Source organism: Nocardioides pocheonensis, from assembly GCF_003725535.1.
GTDB lineage: Bacteria > Actinomycetota > Actinomycetes > Propionibacteriales > Nocardioidaceae > Marmoricola > Marmoricola pocheonensis.
Genome location: NZ_RJSF01000040.1, coordinates 571,016 through 595,161, shown reverse-complemented (window position 1 = coordinate 595,161; position 24,146 = coordinate 571,016). Strand labels below are relative to the sequence as shown.

Here is a 24,146-nt window from a genome sequence, read left to right as displayed (position 1 = left end):
GCAGGCCCCAGCGTAGCCGTCCCGGCGCTCGTTCGCCGCGAGCCCGAAACACGGGCGAAACCGCGGCTGCCTAACCTCCGCATCGTGAAGCAGCTGTTCGGTGCCTACGACGCGCGCGGACCGGCGTACGACGAGATGTTCGCCGGCGACCTGCCCCGCGAGCCGTACGCGCGCCTGCTCGACATCCTGACCCAGCTCAGCCAGGCCGAGGTCTCAGCCCGCGTCGAGAGCCTGCAGAGCGGTTACCTCGACCAGGGTGTGACCTTCGACGTCGGCGGCGAGGAGCGGGCGTTCCCGATCGACATCCTCCCGCGCATCATCGAGCAGGAGCAGTGGGCCGCGATCGACCGCGGGGTCCAGCAGCGGGTCCGGGCGCTCGAGCGGTTCCTCGCCGACGTGTACGGAGCGGGCGAGGTGTTCACCGACGGCGTCGTCCCGCGCCGGGTCGTGACCACGTCGAGCCACTACTCGCGCGCCAGCTTCGGCGTGGAGGCGCCGAACGGGGTGCGCGTGCACGTGGCCGGCATCGACCTGGTCCGCGGTGCGGACGGCCGGTTCCGCGTGCTCGAGGACAACGTCCGCACGCCGTCGGGCGTCTCCTACGTGATGACCAACCGGCGGGCGATCTCGACCGCGCTGCCCGAGGCATTCACCGAGCACCGGGTGCGACCGGTCACCGCCTATCCCCAGCGCCTGCTCGCCGCACTCCGGGCGGCGGCGCCGGCCGGTGTGGACGATCCCAACGTCGTCGTGCTCACACCCGGAGCGTTCAACGGCGCCTACTTCGAGCACGCGTTGCTCGCCCGCACGATGGGGGTCGAGCTCGTCGAGGGCCGCGACCTCGAGTGCCGCCGCGGCCGGGTGATGATGCGCACGACGAGCGGCCTCGTCCCGGTGCACGTGATCTACCGGCGCGTCGACGACGAGTTCCTGGACCCGGTGCACTTCCGCGCGGACTCCCTGCTCGGCTGCCCGGGCCTGGTCAACGCGGCCCGCGCGGGCAACGTCACGATCGCGAACGCGATCGGCAACGGCGTCGCGGACGACAAGCTCGTCTACACCTACGTGCCCGACCTGATCCGCTACTACCTCTCCGAGGAGCCGGTGCTGGGGAACGTCGACACCTGGCGGCTCGGGGAGGCCGAGCACCGCGAGGAGGTGATGGACCGGCTCGCCGAGCTGGTCCTGAAACCGGTCGACGGCAGCGGTGGCAAGGGCATCGTGATCGGCCCCTCGGCGAGCCCGCGCGAACTCGAGGAGCTGCGTGGCCGGGTCCTCCTCGATCCCCGCTCGTGGATCGCGCAGCCGGTCGTCCAGCTGTCCACCGTGCCGACGTACCTCGACGGCGCGATCGCCCCGCGACACGTCGACCTGCGCCCGTTCGCGGTCAACGACCGGAGCCGGGTGTGGGTGCTCCCCGGTGGCCTCACCCGGGTCGCGCTGGCAGAAGGCGAGCTCATCGTGAACTCCTCGCGCGGCGGCGGGTCCAAGGACACCTGGGTCCTCGCGGGTCCGGGTGCGGCGCCACGGCGGCGCGAGCCGACGGCCAGCGGACCGCGGGAGATCGCGCCGCTGGACGGCGGACCCGCGGCGGACCCCCGGGCGCGTCAGGCCGAGCAGCAGCAGCAGGCCCGGGACCAGCAGAGGGACGTGCACCCGTGCTGAGCCGGATCGCCGAGTCGCTGTTCTGGATCGGCCGGTACGTCGAGCGGGCGGAGGACACCGCCCGGATCCTCGAGGTCCAGACCCAGCTCATGGTCGAGGACCCTGCGGTCGACGTCGCCGCGACCTGCGACAGCGTGCTGGCGATCATGGGCGTGCCCGTCACGGCCGGTGAGACCGTCGGCATGCCGGAGCTGCTCCAGCGGCTCGCCTTCGACCCCGCCTCGCCCGCCTCGATCCATGCGACGCTCCGGGCCGCGCGCGAGGTCGCCCGGCGCGCACGCGAGACGCTGTCGACCTCGATGTGGGAGGCGGTGAACACGACCTGGCGGGCCCTGCCGAGCGGCCGCTTCGACGCGATGGCGCCGCCGACGGCCTTCGCCTGGGTGCGCGGGCGGGCCGCGCTCATCAACGGCACGGCCGACGCCACGATGCCGCGCGACGAGGGCTGGCAGTTCCTCATGCTCGGCCGGTCCATCGAGCGCGCCGACATGACCGCCCGCCTGGTCGCCGCGGCGTCGCTGTCCACCTCGTCGGCCTGGACGACGTCCCTGCACGCGTGCGGCGGCTACGAGTCCTTCCTGCGCACCTACCGCGGCCTCGAGACCGACCGCGTGGCCGCGGAGTTCCTGGTGCTCGACCGGCTGTTCCCGCGCTCGGTGGTCTTCGCGCTGAGCAGGGCCGAGCAGTGCCTGCAGAACCTGGAGGAGTCGGGACAGCGCGCAGGCTTCCACAACGAGGCGCAGCGGCTGCTGGGCCGTGCCCGCACCGAGCTCGAGTACCGGTCCCTGGCGGACGTGCTCACGGACCTGCCGCACGAGATGGAACGTCTCCAGCGCACCTGCGCGCAGGCGACCGACGCGGTGACGCGGCGCTACTTCGCCGGTGCGGTCGCCGCGACCTGGCGCGGAGAGCGAGGGTGACGATGCAGCTGAAGATCCTGCACACGACCGGGTTCGCGTACGACGGTGGCGCGACGGCGTCGTACAACGAGGCGCGCCTGACGCCGCAGACGGTGGGCAGCCAGCTCGTCGTGCACACCCGCCTGGACGTGCACCCGACACCGTGGACGTGGACCTACCGCGACTACTGGGGCAGCCAGGTGACGGCGTTCGAGGTGCTCGACCCGCACGACGAGCTCACCGTGACCTCGACCACCACCGTGCACACGCAGCACCGCGCCGCCACCGCGGACCGGCTCTCCTGGCAGGAGATCCGCCAGGGTCGCGTCGCCGACCAGTTCACGGAGTACCTCGAGGTCAGCGACCGGGTGCGAGCGCCGGACGACCTCGCCGCCAGGTACGCCGACCTCGCGCACTCCAGCCCCACCCCGCACGACGCCGCCACGGCGATCTGCTCGCTGGTCCACGACGAGGTCGACTACGTGGTCGGGTCCACGCACGTGTCCGGCCACGCGGCGGACTCGTGGGACGCCCGCGCGGGCGTGTGCCAGGACATGGCCCACCTGGTCATCGGCGGGCTCCGGCAGGTCGGCGTGCCCGCGCGGTACGTCTCGGGCTACCTGCATCCCCGGCAGGACCCCGTCGTGGGCGAGACGGTGAGCGGCGAGTCGCACGCCTGGGTCGAGTGGTGGGACGGCGACTGGCACGGGTACGACCCGACCAACGACGCCGAGCCCGGCGACCGCCACGTGGTCGTCGCGACCGGACGGGACTACGGCGACGTCCGGCCGCTGTCGGGCATCTTCACGGGCGCAGGCACCTCGTCGATGTTCGTCGACGTCCAGGTCACGCGGCTCGGGTGATCGCCACCCGGGTCGACCCTCAGAGCCGGAACCGCACCTGCCGCGTCGCCGGGTCGGCCTCGGCCAGGACCAGCTGCACGTCCTCACCGACCGGCAGCGGCTCCTCCCCCGCGACCTTGGCCTCGACGGCGGGGTCACGCACGACCACCTCACCCTGCCGCGGGTCGTCCCTCTCGGCGGCCACGACGACTCCCTCGAACCGCTCGCCGGTGCGCCCCTGCAGGGTGGCGGCCTCGACGAGGTCGATCACGGCGTTCTCGTAGGCGTTGGCCAGCCGGTTCGAGCGCTGCATCGTCTCGGGAAGGGCGTGCAGCCCCTCGCGCACCCAGGCCGGGACGTCGGTCCCGGCGCACAGGTGCACGCACACCTCGAGGCCGTAGCGATCGACCAGGCGACGCAGCGGTGCGGTCACGTGGGCGTACTCGGACGCGAGGGCGGCGTGCTCGGGCTGAGCCGGGAGCTCACCGTCGAAGGCGGCGTACCCGGCCCCGCGCAGCAGCGTGGTGCACGCGACCGCCATCGCGGCGTGGCTCGGCTTCGCCGGGTCGAGGCTGCGGATGAAGTCGGGGTAGGTCTGCTCGGCCGGCCAGTCGATACCGAGCGCCCGGGCGGTCCGGTGCAGGCGGGTGACCGCCTCGGGTGGGGGCGGTGGCAGCGTGCGGAGCACGCCGATCCGGCCGTAGACCATCATCGACGCGGCCGCGAACCCGGTCAGCAGCGAGATCTGGGCGTTCCAGCTCTCCACGTCCAGCAGCCGGCGGAACTCCAGCCGCCACGGCACGGCGCTGCAGTCCACCACCTGCTCGGGCATCGGGAGGTTCACCCCGCCGCGCTCCGCCTCCTGGTGGATCCGCAGCCGTCCGACCTCCTCGAGCAGTTCGAGGACGGGCCCGCCCTCGCCGCGGTCGAGGAGCTCCTGGGCGCCGACGTAGTCGAGCTGCCGGCGCGAGCGCACGCGGGCACGCTCGACCCGGGCCTCGGTCTGCGCACCCCCGGCGTCGAGCGCGATCGTCCAGAGGTACGCCGGGCGCACCTGGTCGGGCAGCAGGGACGCCGCGCCCTCGGACAGCTCGCGAGGGTGCAGCGGAACCCTCGAGTCTGCCCCGTAGAGCGACTCGCCCCGCCGGTGCGCCTCGATGTCGAGCAGCCCGCCGGGCTCGATGAACGCGGTCAGGTCGGCGATCGCGTAGTGGACGACGTACCCGTCGCCGTCGCGCTCGAGGTGCAGCGCCTGGTCGAGGTCGCGCGAGCCGAGGGGGTCGAGCGTCACGAACGGGATGTCGGTCCGATCGAGGTCGGGCAGCCGCGGACGCCCGGCCGCCTCCTTCGCGGCCGCGACGACGTCGAGCGGGAAGTCGGGCTCGATCTCGAGCTCTCCCTGGATCGCGGCGATCCGTTCGTGCAGCTCTCCGACACCGTTGCGGACCCGCAAGACCCGGTGGCTCATGTGTCTCCTCGGCAGCTGTCGGGGCGCGCACTGACGAGGTCCACCCTATGCAGCCGGCGGTCAGGGCCGTCCCTAGGCTGTCCCGGTGCTGATCCTGCTGCCGCCGTCCGAGGGCAAGGCCGCTCCGACGCGAGGCAAGCGGCTCGGCCTCGGATCCCTGGACTTCCCCGGCCTGACCGACGCCCGCGAGACCGTGCTCTCCGCGCTCGTCGAGCTGTGCGACGTCACGGCCGAGGAGGACGTCGCCGCCGCCGGACGGGTGCTCGGGCTGGGGCCCACGCAGCTCGACCAGGTACGCCGCAACGCCGGGCTGCTCACCGCCCCGACGGCCCGCGCGGACCGGATCTACACCGGCGTGCTGTACGACGCCCTCGGCCTCGCCTCGCTCGACCCGGCCGCACGCCGCCGGGCGACCCGGTGGCTGGTGATCATGTCGTCGCTGTTCGGGGCCGTCCGGCCCAGCGACCCGATCAGCTCCTACCGCCTCTCCGGCGACACCAGCCTGCCCGGGATCGGCACGGTCAGCACGTTCTGGCGCCGCCACCTCGACACGACTCTCGCCGACGCCGCCGGCGGCGGCCTGGTCGTCGACCTGCGCTCGTCGACCTACGCGAGCTTCTGGAAGCCACCGGCCGAGCTCGCGCCACGGGTGGCGACCGTCCGCGTGCTCCACGAGGTGGACGGCCGCCGGTCGGTCGTCAGCCACTTCAACAAGGCCACCAAGGGCCGGATCGTGCGCGCCCTCCTCGCCGACGGCGGCGTGCCCCGGACGCCGATGGACCTGGCCGACCACCTCGGCGCACTGGGGTGGACGGTCGAGCCGCAGCAGCCGGGACGCGGCGGGCAGCAGCTCGACGTGGTGGTTACCGAGGTCTGAGCCGCGACCTGCGAGGCACGAGCAGGGTCGCGACGCGAAGAGGTCGAGCGAGCCGCGGGTGAGCTCGCGAACCCGCGACGGCGGGCCGAGACCTAGGAGAACGGCGCGTCGGTCGGACGGGCGTTGTAGAGCCGCAGGTTGGCCATGTTCTCCTCGCCGTTGGGGCCACGGCCGGCGAAGTAGGAGATCACGGTCACCGACGCGGGCGAGAGCTCCATCCGGAACAGGGCCTCGAGCGGCGCGCCGAGCGCGTCGGCGACGAGCGTCTTGATCGGCGTGACGTGGCTGACCACGAGCACCGTCCTCCCGGCGTACGACTCGACGATCCGGTTGCGGCCGAGCAGCACGCGGTCGGCGACGGTGCGGAAGGACTCGCCGCCGCCCGGGGCGTACTCGAGGTCACCGAGCCAGGCCGACAGCTCGTCGGGGAACTTCTCCTGGATGTCGGCGAAGGTCAGGCCGTCCCAGCTGCCGAACTCCATCTCGGCGATGGCCTCCTCGAGCTCCACCGGGTGACCGAGGATCTCGCCGAGGATCTCGGCCGACTCGTGCGTGCGCCGCACCGGTGACGCGACGAGCGCGTCGATCTGGTCGCGCATCGGCGAGAGCCACTCCCCGGTGGCCCGCACCTGCGCCCGGCCCTCCTCGTTGAGCGGAGGGTTGGCGCTCGAGAGGCCGCCGGAGAAGACCTTGCGGGTGGTGTGGTCGGTGACGCCGTGCCGGACGAGGATCAGCGTGGTCGGCGGGTCGCTCGGGGGGTGCCAGCCGCGACGCGGCTTCTCCTCCGGCTCGGCGGCTTCCTCGACCGCCGGCTCGTCCCCTGCGCGCGCGGCGGGCTCGGTGACCGAGGCCGACCCGATCGGGCCGGTCGCGTCACGCAGCCCGTCGAGCGCCTCGTTCGCCAGCCGGTCGGCGTGGGCGTTCTCGGCCCGCGGCACCCAGGTGAACGTGGTGCCGGTCGGCGCCAGGCGACCGGCCTCGACGGCGAGCGGGCGCATCGAGGGGTGCTTGACCTTCCAGGTGCCCGACATCTGCTCGACGACGAGCTTGGAGTCCATCCGGACCTCGATCGAGGCGTTCGGGGCGTGCTCGGCCGCGAGGAGCAGGCCGGCGATCAGGCCGCGGTACTCCGCGACGTTGTTCGTGGCGACGCCGATCGCCTCCCCGATCTCGGCGATCACCTCGCCGGTGCGGGCGTCCTTGAGCACCGCGCCGTACGCCGACGGTCCCGGGTTGCCCCGCGACCCACCGTCGGCCTCGACGATGACGTGCTCGATGTCGGCAGGCTTCACAGGCCCGATTCGCCGGTGCGCACCAGGATCCGGCTGCACTCCTCGCAGCGGATGACCTCGTCGGTCGGCGCCGCCGCGATCGTGGCCAGGTCGGACGGGTTGAGCGTGAGCCGGCAGCCGCTGCACTCACGTCGCCGCAGCGCCGCGGCCCCGACGCCGCCCTTCTGCAGCCGCAGCTTCTCGTAGAGGGCGAGCAGGTCGGCCGGGATGCCGGAGGCCGTCGTCTTGCGCTCGGCAGCCACGGACGCCAGCTGCTCGTCGAGCTCGCCGGCCTTGTGCGCGCGCGTGTGGCCGAGGGCCTCGATGTCACGGTCGATCTTCGCCAGCTCGGCCGTGCGCTGGTCGAGGGCCGCCTGGGCGCCCTCGAGACGCTCCATCACGTCGATCTCGACGTCCTCGAGGTCGGAGATCCGCCGCTGCAGCGACTCCAGCTCGCCCAGCATCCGCTGCAGCGCCTTCGGGTCGGAGATCGAGCCCGCGTCGATCATCCCCTGGTCGCGCACGCGGCGCGCCTTGACCTGCTCGACGTCGGCGTCGGCGCGCTTCTGCTCGGAGGTGAGGTCGTCGACCTCGACCCGGAGGTCGCGGACCTCGCCGTCGAGCTCGGCGCGGCGGGTGGTCAGCTCGGCGAGCGCCGCCGCCTCCGGGATCGTGGAGAGCTGGTGGTTCAGGGCGTCGAGCCGGGAGTCGAGCTCCTGCACGTCGAGCAGCTTCAACTGGGCGAACGGGTCGGCTTTCAGCGGGTGCTCCTCGGCATTCAGACCCGGAAGGTCCAGGGGTCGGTGTTGGTCGTGCTCACGTGCACCGCCACCGTATCGCCCAGCTCCTCGGCCAGCCGACGGCGGAGGACCGGCAACCAGGTCCACTCCGCCGCCCAGTGGGCGACGTCGACCAGCGCGGGCGCGTCGGGTTGCTCGCGCAGCTCGGAGGCGGGGTGGTGCCGCAGATCGGAGGTGACGTACACGTCGGCCCCTTCCCGGCGGGCGCGGTCGAGCAGGAAGTCTCCGGAGCCACCGCAGAGCGCGACTCTCTCCACGGTCGAGTCGGGGTCGCCGGCGACCCGCACGCCGTGAGCCGTCTCGGGGAGCACGCGCGCCACGTGTGCGGCGAAGTCGCGCAGCGACATCGGCTCGGAGAGTCGTCCGATCCGGCCCGAGCCCCGCGTCGTGTCGTCGAGCGAGGCCAGCGGGACCACGTCGTACGCCGGCTCCTCGTACGGGTGCGCGTCGAGCAGCGCCGCCACCACTCGGCCGCGCAGCCGACGGTCCAGGATCGACTCGATCCGGACCTCCTCCACGGTCTCGAGGTCGCCGACCGCGCCCACAGCCGGGTTCGCGCCGGGCAGCGCGCGGAACCGGCCCTCACCAGAGGTCGTGAACGTGCACGAGTCGTAGTCCCCGAGCGCCCCGGCACCGGCCTGGGTGATTGCGTCCCGCACGCGCTCGGCGTCGGTCACCGGCACGAACACCACCAGCTTGTCGCGCGCCTCGAGCGGGTCGGCGTCGAGCGGCAGCACGTCGACCAGGCCGAGGGTCAGCGCCATCGACTCGCTGACTCCCCCGGCCGGCGCGTCGGCGTTGGTGTGCGCGGCGAGCAGGCCGCAGCCGTTGCTGACCAGCCGGTGCACGACCCGACCCTTCGGCGTCGTGGCCGCGACGCTGCTCGTGCCGCGCAGGAACAGCGGGTGGTGCGTGATCACCAGGTCGGCGTCCTGCGCCACCGCCTCGTCGGCGACCGCCAGCACCGGATCGACCGCCAGCAGGATGGTGCGCACGTCGGCATCGGGGTCGCCGCAGACCAGGCCCACGCGGTCCCACTCCTCGGCCCGGTGCGGCGGATACCACCCCTCGACGAGGGCGACGACCTCACTCAGCGCGGGCATGCGCAGAGGCTACCGAGGATTCCGGGTGGCTGAGGCGCGCGAGCCCTTCGGCAGTCTCAGGAACCATGCCAGCGAGCCTCGGAACCGCCGGGGCTCAGTTGACCTGCCGGTCGCGCCCCTCCCAGTACGGCGCGCGCAGCTTGAACTTCTGCAGCTTGCCGGTCGCGGTGCGGGCGAGCACCTCGCGGAACTCCACCGACGTCGGTGCCTTGTAGCCGGCGACCTTCGACTTGCAGTAGGCGATCAGCTCCGCCTCGGTGAGCTCGGAGCCCTCGGCCTTCACGACGAGCGCCTTGATCGTCTCCCCCCACTTCTCGTCCGGTACGCCGATCACGGCGACCTCCGCGACGTCGGGATGGGAGAAGATCACGTCCTCGACCTCGATCGAGCTGACGTTCTCGCCGCCGGTGATGATCACGTCCTTCTTGCGGTCCTGGATGGTCAGGTAGCCGTCGTCGCCGATCACGCCGCCGTCGCCGGTGTGGAACCAGCCGTCGCCGAGCGCGGCCTCGGTCTCCTCCGGCTGCTCCCAGTAGCCCTCGAGCACGACGTTCGAGCGGGCCAGCACCTCGCCCGACTCCGAGGTCTTCAACGTGACCCCGATCGCCGGGGTGCCGGCGCGCACCAGCTTGCCCGCCCGCTCCTCGGCGGGCAGGTCGTCCCACTCCGATCGCGTGCGGTTGACGGTGAGCAGCGGCGAGGTCTCGGTCAGGCCGTAGATCTGGATGAACTCCCAGCCGAGCTCCTCCTGCACTCGCACGATCGTCTTGGTCGGCGGCGGCGCGCCCGCCACGATGATCCGCACCCGGTCGCGTCCGGGGATCTCGCCGTCCCAGGTGGCCGCGGCGTCGAGCACCGCGTTGACGACGGCCGGCGCGGCGCACATGACGGTCACGCCGTGCTTCTCGACGCGGCGCAGGATCTCGGCGCCGTCGACCTTGCGCAGCACCACCTGCGGCACGCCCATGCCGGTCATGGCGAACGGCATGCCCCACCCGTTGGCGTGGAACATCGGCAGCGTGTGCAGGTAGACGTCGCGATCGGTCACCCCGGCGTGCAGCGCGAACGTCACCGCGTTGGTCCAGATGTTCCGGTGCGTGATCTGCACGCCCTTGGGGCGCGCGGTCGTGCCGGAGGTGTAGTTGATCGTCGCGGTCGCGTTCTCGTCGTGCTCCCACGGCTTGGGCTCGACGCCGTGGAGGAACATCCGGTCGTCGTGCCCGATCCGGAACCGGTGCTCGCACTCGACGCCGGCCAGGTGCTCGTCGATCTCCGGGTCGACGTACAGGACCCGCGCACCGCTGTGCTTGACGATGTAGGCGACCTCCTCGGCGGAGAGCCGGAAGTTGATCGGCACCAGCACCCGCCCGTAGCCGCAGACCCCGAAGAACGCTGTCATCAGACGGGCGCTGTTGTGCGAGACGAACGCGACCCGCTCGCCGACGCCGATGCCGATGTGGTCCAGGTACGCCGCCATCGCGGCCGCCTTCTCGCCGAGCTCCCCGTAGGTCAGGTCACCCAGCGACGGAGCCGGCTGCTCCGGCTCGTCGACCACGCCGATCCGCTCGCGGTAGACCGCCAGGGCACGGTCCAGGAAGTCGGTGGCACTCAAGGGAACGATCACGGTGGTGTCCTCCGTCACACGGTTGTTCGTGGCCAATCTAGCCACGCTCCTGCCCCGCGAGAACGCGTCGTCGGCGAACCGTCGGATCCGTGCGGTGAACGGTCGCTCACCTTTTCGGGTAAGGGGGGTCGTGCCACGACTCCGGCGGGTCTCTCCCCGCGAACCAGGATGGACCCGCCGTCGCGCAGGTCGAGGGTTCGTCTACCTCGACGAGAACGGCAACCGACTCCCCGAGGAGGACGTCGCGCGCGTCAAGGCGCTCGCGATCCCCCCGGCCTGGACCGACGTGTGGATCTGCACCCGGCCCAACGGCCACCTGCAGGCGCTCGGCGTCGACGCCGCCGGCCGACGGCAGTACCTCTACCACCCCGAGTGGCGGGTGCGGCAGGACGAGCTCAAGTTCGCCCGCGTCACCCGGGCCGCACGCCGCCTGCCGGCGATGCGGGCCGCCGTCCTGGAGGACCTGGCCGAGGAGGCGATGACCCGCAACAAGGCCTGCGCGGTCGCGGTGCGCCTGATCGACCAGGGCGCCTTCCGGATCGGCAGCGACGCCTACGCCAACGGCGAGTCCTTCGGCCTGACCACGCTGGAGCGGCGCCACGTGCGCCGGGCGGGCACCACGCTGGTCTTCGAGTTCACCGGGAAGTCCGGGATCGAGCACCGCATCGAGGTCGAGGACGAGCCCAGCCGCGAGGCGATCGAGACGATGCGCCGACGTCGGGGCGGCAGTGACCGGTTGCTCGCGTTCCGCGAGAAGGGGCGCTGGGTGGACCTCGACGCCGGCTCGGTGAACGACTACCTGCGCGAGCGCACCGGTGAGGACCTCACCGCCAAGGACTTCCGCACCTGGCACGCGACCGTCCTCGCGGCGACCGTCCTCGCGGAGAGCCACGAGCCCGGGGCGACCAAGGCGTCACGCAAGCGTGCGGTCAAGGCGACGATGGACGAGGTGGCCGAGTTCCTGGGCAACACCCCGGCGATCGCGAAGGCGTCGTACGTCGACCCGCGGGTGGTCGACCTCTACGAGGACGGAGTGACGATCGCTGCCGCCGTACGCCGGGCACCACGGAACCCCGAGAAGCGGCAGGCCGCCCTCGAGCGCGCCGTCCGGCGGCTGCTGGCCGACTGATCGGGCCGGCGGGCCAGCCCGGGCCGGTCAGCCCAGACGGGCCGCCTGCTGCTCGAGCCACCGGCGGGTCGGGATGTCGGTGGTCAGCGAGATCGCCTTGGCGTACGCCGCCCGAGCCCCCTCGTGCTCGCCGGCCTCGGCGAGCAGCGCCGCGCGCGTCGCCCAGGCCGGCTGGAACCGTGCCAGCGCCGGGTCGTCGATCGCGTCGAGCAGCTCCAGCCCGGCCGCGGGGCCGTCGGCACGCGCCACCGCGGCCGCGAGCGCGACCCGGGCACCCAGGGTGGGCGCCACCACCACGAGCGCCTCGTGGAGCGTCCGCAGTGCCGCGGAGTCGAGCACGCCGGTCCGGGCACGCGCGCAGTGGGCGGCCTGGATCGCCGCCTCGATCTCGAACCGCCCAAGGGGCGCGCCGTCGCGCCGGCACTCGGCCGCGCGCCGGAGGTGGCCCTCCCCCTCGGTGATCAGCGCGCTGCTCCACGCGGCGGCGTCCTGCTCGTCGAGGGGCACGTAGACCTCTGCGGACCGGGTCGGGGTGCGGGCCAGGGACAACGTGATCAGCGCGGCCAGCCCCCAGGCCTCGGGCTCGTCGACGAGCATCTCCGCGAGCGTGACGGCGAGGTAGTGCGCCTCGGCGGCCATCGACTCCCGCACCGTCGGCGCGGCCGAGCCCTGCCAGTCGATCGCGAAGCAGCCGTACACCGCCTCGAGCACCGGCTCGAGGCGGGCAGGCAGCACGGACCGGTCCGGGACGACGAACGGAATGCCGGCGTCCTTGATCCGGCGCTTGGCGCGCACCAGTCGCTGCGCCATCGTCGCGGACGGCAACGCGAACGCACGCGCGATCTCGGCAGCCTCGAACCCGAGCACCGCCTGGAGCATCAGCGGCGTGCGGATCGCCGGGTCCAGCGCCGGGTGGGCGCAGGCGAACAACAGCTCCAGCCGCCGGTCGGGGATCCGGTCGGGGTCGGTGTCCTCGAGCGGGGCCGGGAGGGTCCGTCCGCTGCCGTCCGCGTCCGGCAGCGGGACCGACGTACGCCGCGCCGCCGAGCCCAGGACGTCGCTCTGCCGGTGCCGAGCCACGGTCAGCAGCCAGCCCTCCGGGCTGTCCGGGACGCCCGCCTCGGGCCACGTGCGCAGGGCGCGCTCGAAGGCGTCGGCGAGGGCGTCCTCGGCGAGCGCGATGTCCCGCGTGCTCGCGGCGAGCACCGCGACCAGCCGCCCGTAGGAGGCACGGGCCGCTCGTTCCGCGGCGGCACGTGCCTCCTCACCAACGGCTGGGGCCACGGCGGGTCAGCCCTCGACCCACTGCCCGTCGACGACGTGCGTGGCCGTCGGCCGCACCTCGACCGTGCCCCACTGGACGGAGGGCGCCTTCTCGGCCCAGGCCAGCGCCGCGTCGAGGTCGGGTACGTCGATCACGAACGTGCCGCCGAGCTGCTCCTTGGTGCTCGCGAACGGGCCGTCCTGGACCTGCAGGGTGCCGCTCGCCGCGGTGACGGTGGTGGTCAGCGACGACGGCTGGAGCACCTCGCCGGCGATCAGGACGCCGGCTGCGTGCAGCGCCGCGGCGTACGACCGGAACGCCTCCTGGCCGGCCGCCATGCCCTCCTCGCCGAGCTCGTCGAGGGACATCTCCGGGTAGTGCAGAAGCAGGGTGTAGCGCATCGTTCCTCCTCGAAGGGCAGTGTCGCAGGGCACGCGCGCCCCGGCAGGGACGGAACGAACGAGCCGGCCGTCGATCGACAGCTCACTCAGTGGCGCGAGACGCGCCGCTCCACCGCAGGACCCCAGGCGGAGGTCATCGTCCGCCGGCTGGCCTGCAGGTCGACGCGGTACGTGCCCGGCGGCAGCGCCTTCGTCCGCAGGTGGGTGTTCCACCGGGACCAGGGCGTCACGCGGGTGCGCCCGGTGCGCACGTTGGTCCACCGCATCCGCATCTCCCGGGCGCGGTAGCGGTGCTTGGTGGCGTGCCAGTCGATCACCAGCGTCCGGCCCACGCGGCGCACGTTCGCCTTCACCGGCGGCGACCAGGGCACGAACGGCTGGACGATCTCCGGCTGCGCCGGGACGATGCCGAGCCCCGCGAGCTGCTCGGCGACCCGCTGCGCGATCAGGGTCTCCCCGGTCGGCGTCGGGTGCGTGTGGTCGTAGGTGTCGCGCTGGAGGTCGAACTCCGGCGAGTCCAGGTCGGCCACGACCACCGGCGACTCCGGGGTGCTCAGCTCGACGGCGAGCTGGTTGAGCGCCTCGTTCGACGCGTCGTGGTCGGCGGCGTGGGCACTGGTGACCTCGCCCAGCACCAGCTTGACGTCCGGGCGCACGGCCCGCGCCTGGGCGACGTACGACCGCCACCGGTCCATCAGCTGCTCCCGCGTCACGCCGAGGCGCAGGTCGTTGGTGCCGTAGAGCGCCACCAGCACGTCCGGCCGGTACGCCTCCATGTCGCCGGTGATGTTGCCCAGCTGCGCGCCGAGCGTGGTGCCGCCCTTGGCGTCGTGGTCGGTGTCCCACCCGGTGGCGAGGTAGGTGTTGCTCCCGCCGTACGGCTCGGTGTGCGGCCCGACGAAGTCGAACGGGACCTGCAGCCGGGTGAGCTCCTGGTAGAGCCGGTAGCGCCAGGTGTAGTCGCCGTCGAAGCCCTGGGTGATGGAGTCGCCGGCCAGCATGATCCGGACCCCGGTGGTCTCGGCGTGCGCGGTCGACCCGACCGGACCGAGCGTCCCGGCCGCCGTCGCGAGGACGAGCAGCATCGTCCCGAGCACCTTGCGCATCCCCCGTGACCCTCCGAATTGTGGCGATTTCGTGGCGGGAGCACTTCATCACGTTTCGAGACCCGCGTCCGGGGTTTCACGCAACCGTGGGCAGGTTCACCCCTCGGCGCGCACGACCGTCACCGGCAGGTGGAAGTGCTCGAGCCGGTGCTGGAGGTCCTGGTGCAGCGCGGTCGCGAGGTGGTGAGCCGGCACCGCCAGCATGATCTCGTCGACGGGCTCGCTGAAGATCGTCTCCTCGACGGCGTCCATCGGGTCGTGCCGCACCGATACCGAGCCGATCACCGGCGCGCCTGCCGCCTCGCTCAGGTCGGGCAGCGCCTGCAGCATCACCTGCTCCGCCTGGCTCGCCTTGTCGTGCCGCTCGGGGTGCAGCAGGTGCACCTCGGCACGCGCGGGGTTCAGCACGACGAGCCGGAACTGGACGTCACCACGCTCGGCGCGCTGCCGGATCGCGTCCTTGAGCTCCTGCGTGGGCTCCGCGTGGTCGGTGACCACGAGGATCCGGCGGGTGAGCTCGGCGGTCATGACGCGTCCCGCGCGCCGACGCCCGAGGCAACGGCCTCCGCGGTGGTCGGCTGGACCGCCTCCGTGCGGTCCCTGCCCGTGATCGACAGGTAGACCACGACGGCGAGGATCGTGCCGAGGAAGATCACGCTGGTGCCCAGCGTCCCGAGGCCGAGGCCTCCGTCGCGGTGCGGAGAGCCGAGGTAGTCACCGATGTTGGCGCCGAGCGGGCGGGTGAGGATGTAGGCGAGCCAGAACGACAGCACCGGGCCTGCGCCGAGCTTCCACGAAGTGAACACCGCCAGGATGAGGCCGAGGGGCAGCAGCACCGAGACACCCGGCGACCAGCCGGTCAGGTCGAGCGTCCAGTCCCCGACCGCGGTACCGAGGGCGAAGGTCACGAGCACGGTCAGCCAGTAGAAGCTCTCGCGCGGCGTGGTGACGATGGTGTGGATCGACAGCGTCCGCTCACGGGCGTACCAGACACCGAAGACCACGGCCAGGAGGATCGCAAAGCCGGTCGAGCTGATCCAGAGCGGTACGTCGTGCCCGTCGGTCATGTTGTCGGTCAGCAGCGTCCCGACGACGCTGATCAGGACCACCGAGAGCCAGTACACCCCGGGGACGTAGCGGTCGAGCCGGAACTGCGCGACCAGCGCGATCACGAGGGCGGCGGAGAAGACCAGCGTGGTGTTCGTCAGGCCGAAGCCGAGGGTCTCGTTGATGTAGTCGGCGAAGCTCTCTCCGACGGTCGTGCACAGGATCTTGATGATCCAGAAGTAGACGGTCACCTCGGGGACCTTGTTCAGCATGGTGCGGGCAGGGCTGGGCAGATGCTCAGTCGTCATGGGCGCGGACGCTACTTAGGCTCACCTGACTCGCCCCTGACTCGCCCCTGACTCGCCCCTGACTCGACCGCCCGGGCGCCTCCCGGCGCCGGCGAGGAGGCGGGCGGCGACGGCTCGGCACATCAATCACGGTGGTGCTCACGTCGGTCGCCCAGCGCGTGGAGACCGCCCAGCCTGGCTTCACGCGACGGGACGGTCGGGTGCGGCGGCCGTCAGGCGCACGTGGCGGTCGGCTTCCGACGATCCGGCCGGTCCGTGTGCTGGTGTGCGGCGCCGTTGACGGCGAAGCGCGCGCGGGCCTGCCATCGGGAGGTCGACCATGACCTTCGTGCCTCGGCCGGGGGCGGAGACGACCGAGATCGCACCGCCGTGGCTCCGCACGATCGAGGACGCGATGCTCAGTCCCAGCCCGGTGCCCTGGATCGCGCGGTCCGTGGCTGTCGTGGAGCGGAAGAATCGTGTGAAGAGCTCGGCCTGCTCATCGTCAGGTATGCCGATGCCGTCGTCGCTCACCGTGAGCCTGGCCTGAGAACCTTCGACGGCCAAGGCGCACTCGACGGTGCCGCCGTCCTCGGTGAACTTCAAGGCGTTGCTCACCAGGTTGCACACGACCTGTTCGAGCTGGCTCGCGTCGCCCTGCACGAGGATCGACGTCGGCGGCAGGTGGAAGCGAGTCGTCAGATGGCGCTGATCGATCGAGGGCTGCAGGGTTCGGCGGGCAGCTGTGATCACGTCCCTGAGGTCGACGCGGGAGGAACCGGCCTGCATCTTCCCCGCATCGAGGGTGGACGCAGCCAGCAAGTTGTCGACAAGGGTCAGCAGGCGATCGCCGTTGCGGCCGATCGTGTCGGCCCACGTCCGTTGCTGGGCGGTGAGCGGACCGGCCTGCTCCTCCTTGAGGAGCTCCACGAACCCCATGATGCTGGTGAGAGGGGTACGGAGCTCATGGCTCACGGTGGCGACGAGGTCGTCCTTGATCCGGTCGAGCTCGCGGAGCCGTTCGGAGGCCTTTGCTTCCTTGGCCAGCCTCGAGACCAGCAGGTCCGCCCGCTGCTTGAGCGCGCGCTCCCCCCGCTGGCGCACGGAGTCGTCCCTCATGATCGCCGAGAATCCGCCCATCGACCCGTCCGGGCGGTAGACCGGCGAGAGGGTGAGCGCGACGTCGAGCGGACTGCCGTCCTTGTGCCTTCGGACTGTCTCCAGGCTCTCGATGCGCTGTCCCAGCGCGACCCTGCGCACGTTGGCCGCGATCTCCTCCGCGATGGCTTCGCTCGGGGCCAGGATCCGGACGTGCTGACCGATGACCTCGCTGGCGGCGTAGCCGAACAACCTCTCTGCCCCGCCGTTCCAGCTCACGATCGCCCCGTCCAGAGCCGCACCGATGATCGCGTCGCTGCTCGACTCGACGATCGCGGACAGGTGGCGCGCGGCTTGCTCGGCCCGCTTGCGCTCGGTGATGTCGCTGGAGATGCCGATGATGGCTCGCAGGGTGCCGTCATCACCGAGAACGGGCGTGTCCGTCACGTGGACCGGGAACGCTCGACCGTCCCGATGTCGTACGACGAACTCCCCCTCCCAGGTGCGGCCCGCGGCGAGCTCGGCGAAGATCAGCGTGGCTTCCTCGAGGGACTGGGGCGCCGGGGTGAGCTCGACGATGGACCGCCCGATCGCCTCCTGCGCCGGCCATCCGTACAGCCGCTCGGCGGCGCTGTTCCAGTAGATGACCAGCCCGCCGACGTCCGTGGCGATCACGGCTTGGCCGACCGAATCGAGGAGCAGAGCCTGGAAGCGAACGGTGTCGAAATCCGATGGGTCGGCGCTGACCATCGATGTTCCTCTTCTGAGCCATCGCAGGGATCGCGCCGGGCTGTCAGCATAGCCCTTCGGGGCGAAATATCACAAAGGCCCCAAAACGGCAAATGCGGTCCGAGTGCGCAGTGCTGCGCCTCGCGTTCGCGGCCTCCGTGCGTCAGGGTGCGAGCGTGTCCCGACCGGTGAACGCCCTCACTGACCCGAGATGCCCGACCCTGTTCAGTGACGATCTCAAGATCCCGTCCCGGTGCCAGTCCTCAGCGGGAGGCCCTCGACCGGCGAGCCCTCGTGCCACGGCGTCGGCGGTCCAGCGGACACCTCGGGGATGCCGCCCGCACGTGCGACCGAGTGCCACGCGAAGTGGGCGCAGAGGGGATCGAACCCCCGACATCTTCCTTGTAAGGGAAGCGCTCTACCGCTGAGCTATACGCCCGAGCCGCCGGACACCGGTCCTGCGGGCACCGGTCCTGCGGGCACCGCACAGAGTAAGGGAGCGTTCGGGGCGCCGACGAATCCGTCCGCCGGACGAGGCGGAAACGGACGGGCAGAACTGGCCCGGAAAAAGCCGCGACCGCCGGTGTCTCGGGTCACCAGCGGTCGCAACAGGGAAATAGTGACAGCCAATCGCCTCGGAGTCACGCACTGGAACGGCGATCCGGCCAAAATGACCCGATCGGGCTACCCGGCCTGCTTCAGCCGGGTGGCCTGCAGATCGAGGTCGCGCGCCTCGCCCCGCTCGCTGTGCAGCACCCACTGCACGACGCCGTCCTTGTCGACCACGAACGACGAGCGCGAGGCGCAACCCTCGGACTCGTCGAGCACCCCGTACGCCGAGGCGACGGCACCGTGCGGCCAGAAGTCGGCGAGCAGCGGGAAGAAGATCCCGTCGCGGTCGGCGAAGGCCCGCTGGGTGTACATCGGGTCGCACGAGATGCCGAGCAGCGTGGTGTCGTCGGTCTCGAAGTCACCGAGCCGGTCGCGGAAGCCGGTCAGCTCGCCGGTGCAGACACCGCTGAACGCGTAGGGGTAGAACACCAGCAGCACGGCCTTCGAGCCGGCGAAGGACGACAGCGTGACGTCCTGCCCGTGCTGGTCGCGCAGCGTGAAGTCCGGAGCCCGGTCACCGACGTCCAGCGTCACCGTCCCACCTCTTCCTGCAGCATGAAGGTCAGGCCTCGATCTCGTGCAGCTCGCGCTTGAGGACCTTGCCGGTGGCGTTGCGCGGCAGCTCGTCGAGGAACACGAAGTCGCGCGGCACCTTGTAGCGGGCCAAGTTGCTCTTCACGTGCTCGCGCAGCTCGTCCTCGCTGACCTTCTTGCCGTCGGCGAGGACCACGAACGCCCGCAACCGCTTGCCGAACTCGTCGTCGTCGACCCCGATCGCGGCGACCTCGACGACCCCGTCGTGGCGGGCGAGGCAGTCCTCGACCTCCTTCGGGAAGACGTTCTCACCGCCCGAGACGATCATCTCGTCGTCACGGCCCTCGACGAACAGGTGGCCGTCCTCGTCGAAGCGGCCCACGTCACCGGAGCTCATCAGCCCGTCGATGACCTCCTTGTGACCGCCTCCGGTGTAGCCCTCGAACAGCATCGAGTTGCCGACGAAGATCCGGCCGGTCTCGCCGGTCGGCACCTCGTTGCCGTCGAGGTCGTAGATCCGGACGATGGTGTTCACCGGCGGCTTGCCGGCCGTGCCCGGCGCCGCCCTCATGTCCCTGGGCTGCGCGACGCTGGCCCAGGCCACCTCGGTCGAGCCGTAGATGTTGTAGAGCGTGTCGCCGAACTGGTCCATCCACTCGGTCGCGAGGTTGCCGGGCATCGCCGAGCCGGAGGCCGCGACGACCTTGACCCGCGAGAGGTCGTAGGAGTCCAGCGTCTCCTTGGGCAGCCGGAGGATGCGCTGCAGCATCACCGGGATCACCACGAACGAGTCGCACTTCTTCTCGGTGAGCACCTTGAGGGCGTTCTCGGGGTCGAACTTGCGCGTGAGCACCACCGTCGAGCCGAGCAGCATGGCCAGACTCAGGTGGGCGAAGCCCCAGGTGTGGAACAGCGGCGCGGCGACGTGCGAGCGCCAGCCGCTGCGCAGCGGAATCCGCTCGAGCAGCGCGACCGCGGCCTCGAAGTTGCCGCTGCCTCGCGGAGCGCCCTTCGGCGTACCGGTGGTGCCGGAGGTGAGGATCACGACCTTGCCCTCGCGGCTCGGCGGCGTACGCCGCTCGCGCGACCCGCTCGCGATCAGCTGCTCGACGGTCTCGCGGTCGGCGCGCGCGGTGACCGGGGAGTCGGTCCACGCGAGCAGGCGCGGCGTGGAGAGACCGGCGCGGTCGACCAGGTCGTCGAACTCCTCGTCGTGGATCACGAACTTCGCGTCCTCGCGCTCGCAGACTTCTCCGAGCTGGGGTGCCGCGAAGGCGGTGTTGAGCAGCAGCACGTTGGCGCCGAGCTTGGAGATCGCCAGAGCCGCGTCGAGGAAGCCCCGGTGGTTGCGGGCGAGCAGCGCCACGTTGTCGCCCTCGCGCACGCCGCGGTGGGCGAGCTCGTCGGCGAGGGCGTTGCTGCGCTCGTCGATCTCGCGGAAGGTCAGCTCACCGAGCTCGTCGACGATGCCGACCCGGTCGGGGAACCGGATCGCGACCGCGGTGAAGCCGCCGGCCACGCCCATGCCCCAGGTGCGCAGGGACTTCACGAGGCCGACCAGGGTCACCGGCCCGAACGGCTGGATCACCCCCGCCTGCGTGAGGACGCGAGCCGCGATCGCCTTGCTCCTGGCCTGCGCCGCGACCTTCTCCGCGAGTGTGCCCGTCATGCGTCGATGCCTCCTTGGCGGTGAGTTGAGCACACCGTACTGCCCGCTCGCGGACGTGGGTGAGCGTCTCGGTCCGCGGGGCTCCGTACCCGAAACCGGGCGGTTGACCTCGGGGTCAGCGCGCCTTCGGGGCGACCAGCTTGGTGGCGGTCCAGTCGGCGCTGACCGGGATCGTCGTGGTGTTCGACAGCCCGGCGATCGGGGCGGCCTCCGCGATGTCGGAGGCGGGCACGGCACCAGGGCGCCCGACCTTGGGCGTGAACAGCCACACCGCCCCACCGGCGGCGAGGTCGGACAGCGCGTCCATGAGGTCGTCGGCGAGATCGCCGTCGCCGTCGCGCCACCACAGCACCACGGTGTCCACGACGTCCCCGTAGTCGCCGTCCACGAGATCCGCGTCGATCACGTCCTCGATCGCGACGCGCACGGCGTCATCGACGTCCTCGTCCCACCCGAGCTCCTGCACGACCATGCCGGGCTTCAAGCCCAGCCGGTCCCCCACCATCTGGTCGGGGCCCCCTGCGGACGGGCTCACGTCGATGCCTCTTTTCCTCGTGCGTCGGGCTTCCCGTGCGGAAGCGGTGGAGCAAGTTCAGCGGACTCCGGCATCACAGCGCAAGCCCGCACCGCGTACGGCGGGTCCGCGAGGGCGTCTCGGCGGGCCGTTCAGGTACTCGTCGGTAGATTTGTCGGCTGGTTGGAACGTGCCAAGATGCAGGGGTGGCTGACACAGCGAACACGGACCCCGAGGTACGAGCCAACCCCGCGACCCCTCCGGTGATCCACGAAGGGCTGCCCACCCAGCTGCCCGACATCGACCCTGACGAGACCAACGACTGGATCGACTCCTTCGACGCCCTGGTCCAGGACCGCGGCCGGGAGCGCGCACGCTACGTGATGCTGCGCCTCCTCGAGCGGGCCCGGCAGCGTCAGGTCGGCGTACCGGCACTGCGGAGCACCGACTACATCAACACGATCCCGCCCGAGCGCGAGCCGTGGTTCCCCGGCGACGAGGAGATCGAGCGCCGGATCCGCGCGTTCATCCGCTGGAACGCCGCGGTGATGGTGAGCGACGCCAACCGCAAGGGCCTGGAGGTCGGCGGGCACATCGCCACCTACCAGTCCAGCGCGAGCCTCTACGAGGTCGGGTTCAACCACTTCTTCCGCGGCCACGACCACCCCGGCGGCGGCGACCAGATCTACATCCAGGGACACGGCTCGCCGGGCATCTACGCGCGCGCGTTCCTGGAGGGACGGCTCAACGAGCAGCAGCTGCTGAACTTCCGCCAGGAGGTCCAGCACGGCGTGGGCAAGGGCCTCTCGTCCTACCCGCACCCCCGCCTGATGCCGGACTTCTGGGAGTTCCCGACCGTCTCGATGGGCCTCACCGGCATCAACTCGATCTACCAGGCACGGTTCAACCGCTACCTGCACAACCGCGGCATCAAGGACACGAGCCAGCAGCACGTGTGGGCGTTCCTCGGCGACGGCGAGATGGGCGAGCCGGAGTCGCTCGGCGCGATCAGCGTCGCGGCCCGCGAGGAGCTCGACAACCTGACCTGGGTGATCAACTGCAACCTGCAGCAGCTCGACGGCCCGGTGCGCGGCAACGGCAAGATCATCCAGGAGCTGGAGTCGGTCTTCCGCGGTGCCGGCTGGAACGTCGTCAAGGTGATCTGGGGCCGGGAGTGGGACGAGCTGCTCGCCCGCGACGTCGACGGCGTGCTCGTCAACAAGATGAACAGCACGCCCGACGGCGCGTTCCAGACGTTCTCCGTCGAGGACGGCGCGTACAACCGCGAGCACTTCTTCGGTCCCGACCCGCGCCTGCGCAAGATGGTCGAGCACATGAGTGACCGGCAGATCGAGAAGCTGCCGCGCGGCGGCCACGACTACCGCAAGGTGTACGCCGCCTTCGACGCCGCCACCAAGCACGTCGGCCAGCCGACGGTGATCCTCGCCCACACCATCAAGGGCTGGACGATCGACGCCCTCGAGGGCAAGAACGCCACCCACCAGATGAAGAAGCTGACCAAGGCCGACCTCAAGAAGTTCCGCGACCGCCTACGTCTTCCGATGAGCGACCGCGACATCGACGAGTCCTACGACACGTCGGGCACCGCACCGTTCTTCCACCCCGGCATGGAGTCGGAGGAGATCGAGTACATGCTCGAGCGCCGCCGCCAGCTCGGCGGCTCGATGCCCCGGCGGGTCGTGCGGGCCAAGCCGCTGAAGGTCCCCGGCGACGAGGTGTACGCCGACCTCAAGCAGGGCTCGGGCAACAACAAGATCGCCACCACGATGGCGCTGGTCCGGCTGCTCAAGGACTGGATGAAGGATCCCGAGATCGGTAAGCGGATCGTGCCGATCGCACCGGACGAGTACCGCACCTTCGGCATGGACGCGATGTTCCCGACGGCGAAGGTCTACAACCCGGGCGGCCAGCAGTACGAGTCGGTCGACCGCAAGCTGCTGCTGAAGTGGCGCGAGTCCGCCGACGGCCAGATGCTCCACGAGGGCATCTCCGAGGCGGGTGCGATGGCGTCCGCGACGGCGGCCGGGTCGGCGTACGCCACGCACGGCGAGGCGATGATCCCGTTCTACATCTTCTACTCGATGTTCGGGTTCCAGCGCACGGGCGACTCGATCTGGGCGATGGCCGACCAGCTCGCCCGAGGCTTCCTCATCGGGGCCACGGCCGGCCGCACGACGCTGACCGGCGAGGGCCTGCAGCACGCCGACGGCCACTCCCCGCTGCTCGCGGCCACCAACCCGGCCGTCGTGCACTACGACCCGGCGCACGCCCACGAGATCGCGCACATCATGCAGAGCGGGCTCAAGCGGATGTACACCGTCACGCCGGAGCACCCGATGGGCGAGGACGTCATCTTCTACCTCACCGTCTACAACGAGCCGGTCGTCCAGCCGGCCGAGCCCGAGGGCCTCGACGTGGACGGGCTGCTCAAGGGGGTCTACCACTTCGCCGACGGACCCGACCTCGGGCCGGACGCACCCAAGGTGCAGCTCCTCGCCTCGGGCGTGGGCTTCCCCTGGATCCTGGACGCGCAGCGGCTGCTCGCCCAGGACTGGGGCGTCAGCGCGGACCTCTGGTCGGTCACGTCGTGGAACGAGCTGGCCCGCGAGGCGGTCGAGGCCGAGCGCTGGTCGCTGCTGCACCCCGACGAGCACGCCCGGGTGCCGTTCGTGACCACCCAGCTCGGCGGCGGGCACGGCCCGTTCGTGGCGGTCTCCGACTTCATGCGGGCGGTGCCGCTGCAGATCGCCCGATGGGTCCCCGGCGACTTCCACGCGCTCGGCACGGACGGCTTCGGCTTCGCCGACACCCGTCCGGCGGCGCGCAGGTTCTTCAACGTCGACGCGGAGTCCGTGGTGGTCCAGGCGTTGCAGGCGCTCGCGCAGCAGGGCTCGGTGAAGGCGGAGACGGTGTCGGAGGCGTTCGCGAAGTACCGCATCGACGACCCCACCGCCGTCTCGGGCATCGCCCAGGAGGGCGGGGACGCCTGACCGGACCGGTGATCGAGGTGCGAGCCGGGCGGGGCGCGAGCCGCCGGTCAGCTCTGCTGCGGCTGGACGCCGGCCTGGCTGAAGTCGCCGGCCCAGTAGCCGCGGTGACGCCTGACCGGGGCGAGGTACACGCCGGACTCGATCTCGATGTCGATCGTCGCTGCCATGGTGCTCACCTCCGTCGCTGTCTGCGCTG

The 24,146-nt window shown here is 71.5% G+C and carries 20 protein-coding genes and 1 tRNA gene; 6 read left to right on the top strand and 15 right to left on the bottom strand.

Annotated features, from left to right (window positions below; translation table 11 throughout):
* The first annotated feature begins 84 nt into the window (after positions 1–84).
* The 3 genes from EFL26_RS13705 to EFL26_RS13695 are packed head-to-tail and all read left to right on the top strand — an operon-like array spanning position 85 to position 3,427.
* Positions 85–1,665 (top strand): circularly permuted type 2 ATP-grasp protein, encoded by a 1,581-nt coding sequence (locus EFL26_RS13705; protein ID WP_246000183.1) that lies wholly within the window; start codon positions 85–87, stop codon positions 1,663–1,665.
* Complete coding sequence (locus EFL26_RS13700) at positions 1,659–2,585, top strand: alpha-E domain-containing protein (protein ID WP_123223400.1); 927 nt, start codon at positions 1,659–1,661, stop codon at positions 2,583–2,585. Before EFL26_RS13705 ends, EFL26_RS13700 begins: the two co-directional genes overlap by 7 nt.
* A gap of 2 nt (positions 2,586–2,587) precedes the next feature.
* Positions 2,588–3,427, top strand: a complete 840-nt coding sequence (locus tag EFL26_RS13695; RefSeq protein ID WP_123223819.1) for a transglutaminase family protein — start codon at positions 2,588–2,590, stop codon at positions 3,425–3,427.
* Between the two features lie 19 nt (positions 3,428–3,446).
* Here EFL26_RS13695 and EFL26_RS13690 read toward each other — a convergent pair whose 3' ends face one another.
* Positions 3,447–4,874 (bottom strand): RNB domain-containing ribonuclease, encoded by a 1,428-nt coding sequence (locus EFL26_RS13690; protein ID WP_123223399.1) that lies wholly within the window; start codon positions 4,872–4,874, stop codon positions 3,447–3,449.
* 85 nt (positions 4,875–4,959) lie between these two features.
* On the opposite strand from EFL26_RS13690, the gene yaaA reads away from it, so the two are divergent.
* The gene (yaaA, locus tag EFL26_RS13685) at positions 4,960–5,751 is read left to right on the top strand and encodes a peroxide stress protein YaaA (protein ID WP_123223398.1); all 792 of its coding nucleotides are present in this window, start codon (positions 4,960–4,962) and stop codon (positions 5,749–5,751) included.
* 92 nt (positions 5,752–5,843) lie between these two features.
* Here the strand turns inward: yaaA and EFL26_RS13680 are convergent, their stop codons facing one another.
* The 4 genes from EFL26_RS13680 to EFL26_RS13665 all read right to left on the bottom strand — a co-directional run bounded on the left by EFL26_RS13680 (position 5,844) and on the right by EFL26_RS13665 (position 10,549).
* Positions 5,844–7,043, bottom strand: coding sequence for a bifunctional RNase H/acid phosphatase (locus EFL26_RS13680; RefSeq protein ID WP_246000182.1), 1,200 nt, complete (start codon positions 7,041–7,043; stop codon positions 5,844–5,846).
* Positions 7,040–7,759, bottom strand: a complete 720-nt coding sequence (locus tag EFL26_RS13675) for a zinc ribbon domain-containing protein (protein WP_246000181.1) — start codon at positions 7,757–7,759, stop codon at positions 7,040–7,042. Before EFL26_RS13675 ends, EFL26_RS13680 begins: the two co-directional genes overlap by 4 nt.
* 41 nt (positions 7,760–7,800) lie before the next feature.
* Positions 7,801–8,925 carry a Nif3-like dinuclear metal center hexameric protein gene (locus EFL26_RS13670; RefSeq protein WP_123223397.1) on the bottom strand — a complete coding sequence of 375 codons (1,125 nt, stop codon included), beginning with the start codon at positions 8,923–8,925 and terminating at the stop codon, positions 7,801–7,803.
* Between the two features lie 94 nt (positions 8,926–9,019).
* Positions 9,020–10,549 (bottom strand): AMP-binding protein, encoded by a 1,530-nt coding sequence (locus tag EFL26_RS13665; RefSeq protein ID WP_123223816.1) that lies wholly within the window; start codon positions 10,547–10,549, stop codon positions 9,020–9,022.
* Positions 10,550–10,679: 130 nt separating this feature from the next.
* On the opposite strand from EFL26_RS13665, the gene EFL26_RS13660 reads away from it, so the two are divergent.
* Positions 10,680–11,678, top strand: a complete 999-nt coding sequence (locus tag EFL26_RS13660) for a DNA topoisomerase IB (protein ID WP_123223396.1) — start codon at positions 10,680–10,682, stop codon at positions 11,676–11,678.
* A 27-nt stretch (positions 11,679–11,705) separates the two neighbouring features.
* Here EFL26_RS13660 and EFL26_RS13655 read toward each other — a convergent pair whose 3' ends face one another.
* The 10 genes from EFL26_RS13655 to EFL26_RS13610 all read right to left on the bottom strand — a co-directional run bounded on the left by EFL26_RS13655 (position 11,706) and on the right by EFL26_RS13610 (position 20,930).
* Complete coding sequence (locus tag EFL26_RS13655) at positions 11,706–12,962, bottom strand: RNA polymerase sigma factor (protein ID WP_123223395.1); 1,257 nt, start codon at positions 12,960–12,962, stop codon at positions 11,706–11,708.
* Positions 12,963–12,968: 6 nt separating this feature from the next.
* Positions 12,969–13,343: a YciI family protein gene (locus EFL26_RS13650; RefSeq protein WP_123223394.1), complete on the bottom strand. Its 375-nt coding sequence runs from the start codon at positions 13,341–13,343 to the stop codon at positions 12,969–12,971.
* An 86-nt stretch (positions 13,344–13,429) separates the two neighbouring features.
* Positions 13,430–14,449 (bottom strand): GDSL-type esterase/lipase family protein, encoded by a 1,020-nt coding sequence (locus EFL26_RS13645; RefSeq protein WP_123223393.1) that lies wholly within the window; start codon positions 14,447–14,449, stop codon positions 13,430–13,432.
* 96 nt (positions 14,450–14,545) lie between these two features.
* Positions 14,546–14,977, bottom strand: coding sequence for a hypothetical protein (locus tag EFL26_RS13640; RefSeq protein ID WP_123223392.1), 432 nt, complete (start codon positions 14,975–14,977; stop codon positions 14,546–14,548).
* Entirely contained in the window at positions 14,974–15,804 is an 831-nt protein-coding gene (locus tag EFL26_RS13635; RefSeq protein WP_221176950.1) for a COG4705 family protein, read from the bottom strand. Before EFL26_RS13635 ends, EFL26_RS13640 begins: the two co-directional genes overlap by 4 nt.
* A 180-nt stretch (positions 15,805–15,984) precedes the next feature.
* Positions 15,985–17,631: a sensor histidine kinase gene (locus EFL26_RS13630; RefSeq protein WP_123223390.1), complete on the bottom strand. Its 1,647-nt coding sequence runs from the start codon at positions 17,629–17,631 to the stop codon at positions 15,985–15,987.
* Positions 17,632–17,977: 346 nt separating this feature from the next.
* Positions 17,978–18,049: transfer RNA gene (locus EFL26_RS13625), tRNA-Val, on the bottom strand.
* A gap of 245 nt (positions 18,050–18,294) precedes the next feature.
* On the bottom strand, positions 18,295–18,756 hold the full coding sequence (locus tag EFL26_RS13620) for a peroxiredoxin (RefSeq protein ID WP_123223389.1): 462 nt from the start codon (positions 18,754–18,756) through the stop codon (positions 18,295–18,297).
* 28 nt (positions 18,757–18,784) lie between these two features.
* A complete protein-coding gene (locus EFL26_RS13615) occupies positions 18,785–20,425 on the bottom strand; it encodes an AMP-binding protein (protein WP_123223388.1) in 1,641 nt (546 codons plus the stop codon).
* A gap of 115 nt (positions 20,426–20,540) precedes the next feature.
* The gene (locus EFL26_RS13610) at positions 20,541–20,930 is read right to left on the bottom strand and encodes a DUF3052 domain-containing protein (protein WP_123223387.1); all 390 of its coding nucleotides are present in this window, start codon (positions 20,928–20,930) and stop codon (positions 20,541–20,543) included.
* Between the two features lie 215 nt (positions 20,931–21,145).
* Between EFL26_RS13610 and aceE the strand changes: the two genes are divergently transcribed.
* Positions 21,146–23,950, top strand: a complete 2,805-nt coding sequence (gene aceE, locus EFL26_RS13605) for a pyruvate dehydrogenase (acetyl-transferring), homodimeric type (RefSeq protein ID WP_123223386.1) — start codon at positions 21,146–21,148, stop codon at positions 23,948–23,950.
* Positions 23,951–24,146: the final 196 nt, after the last annotated feature.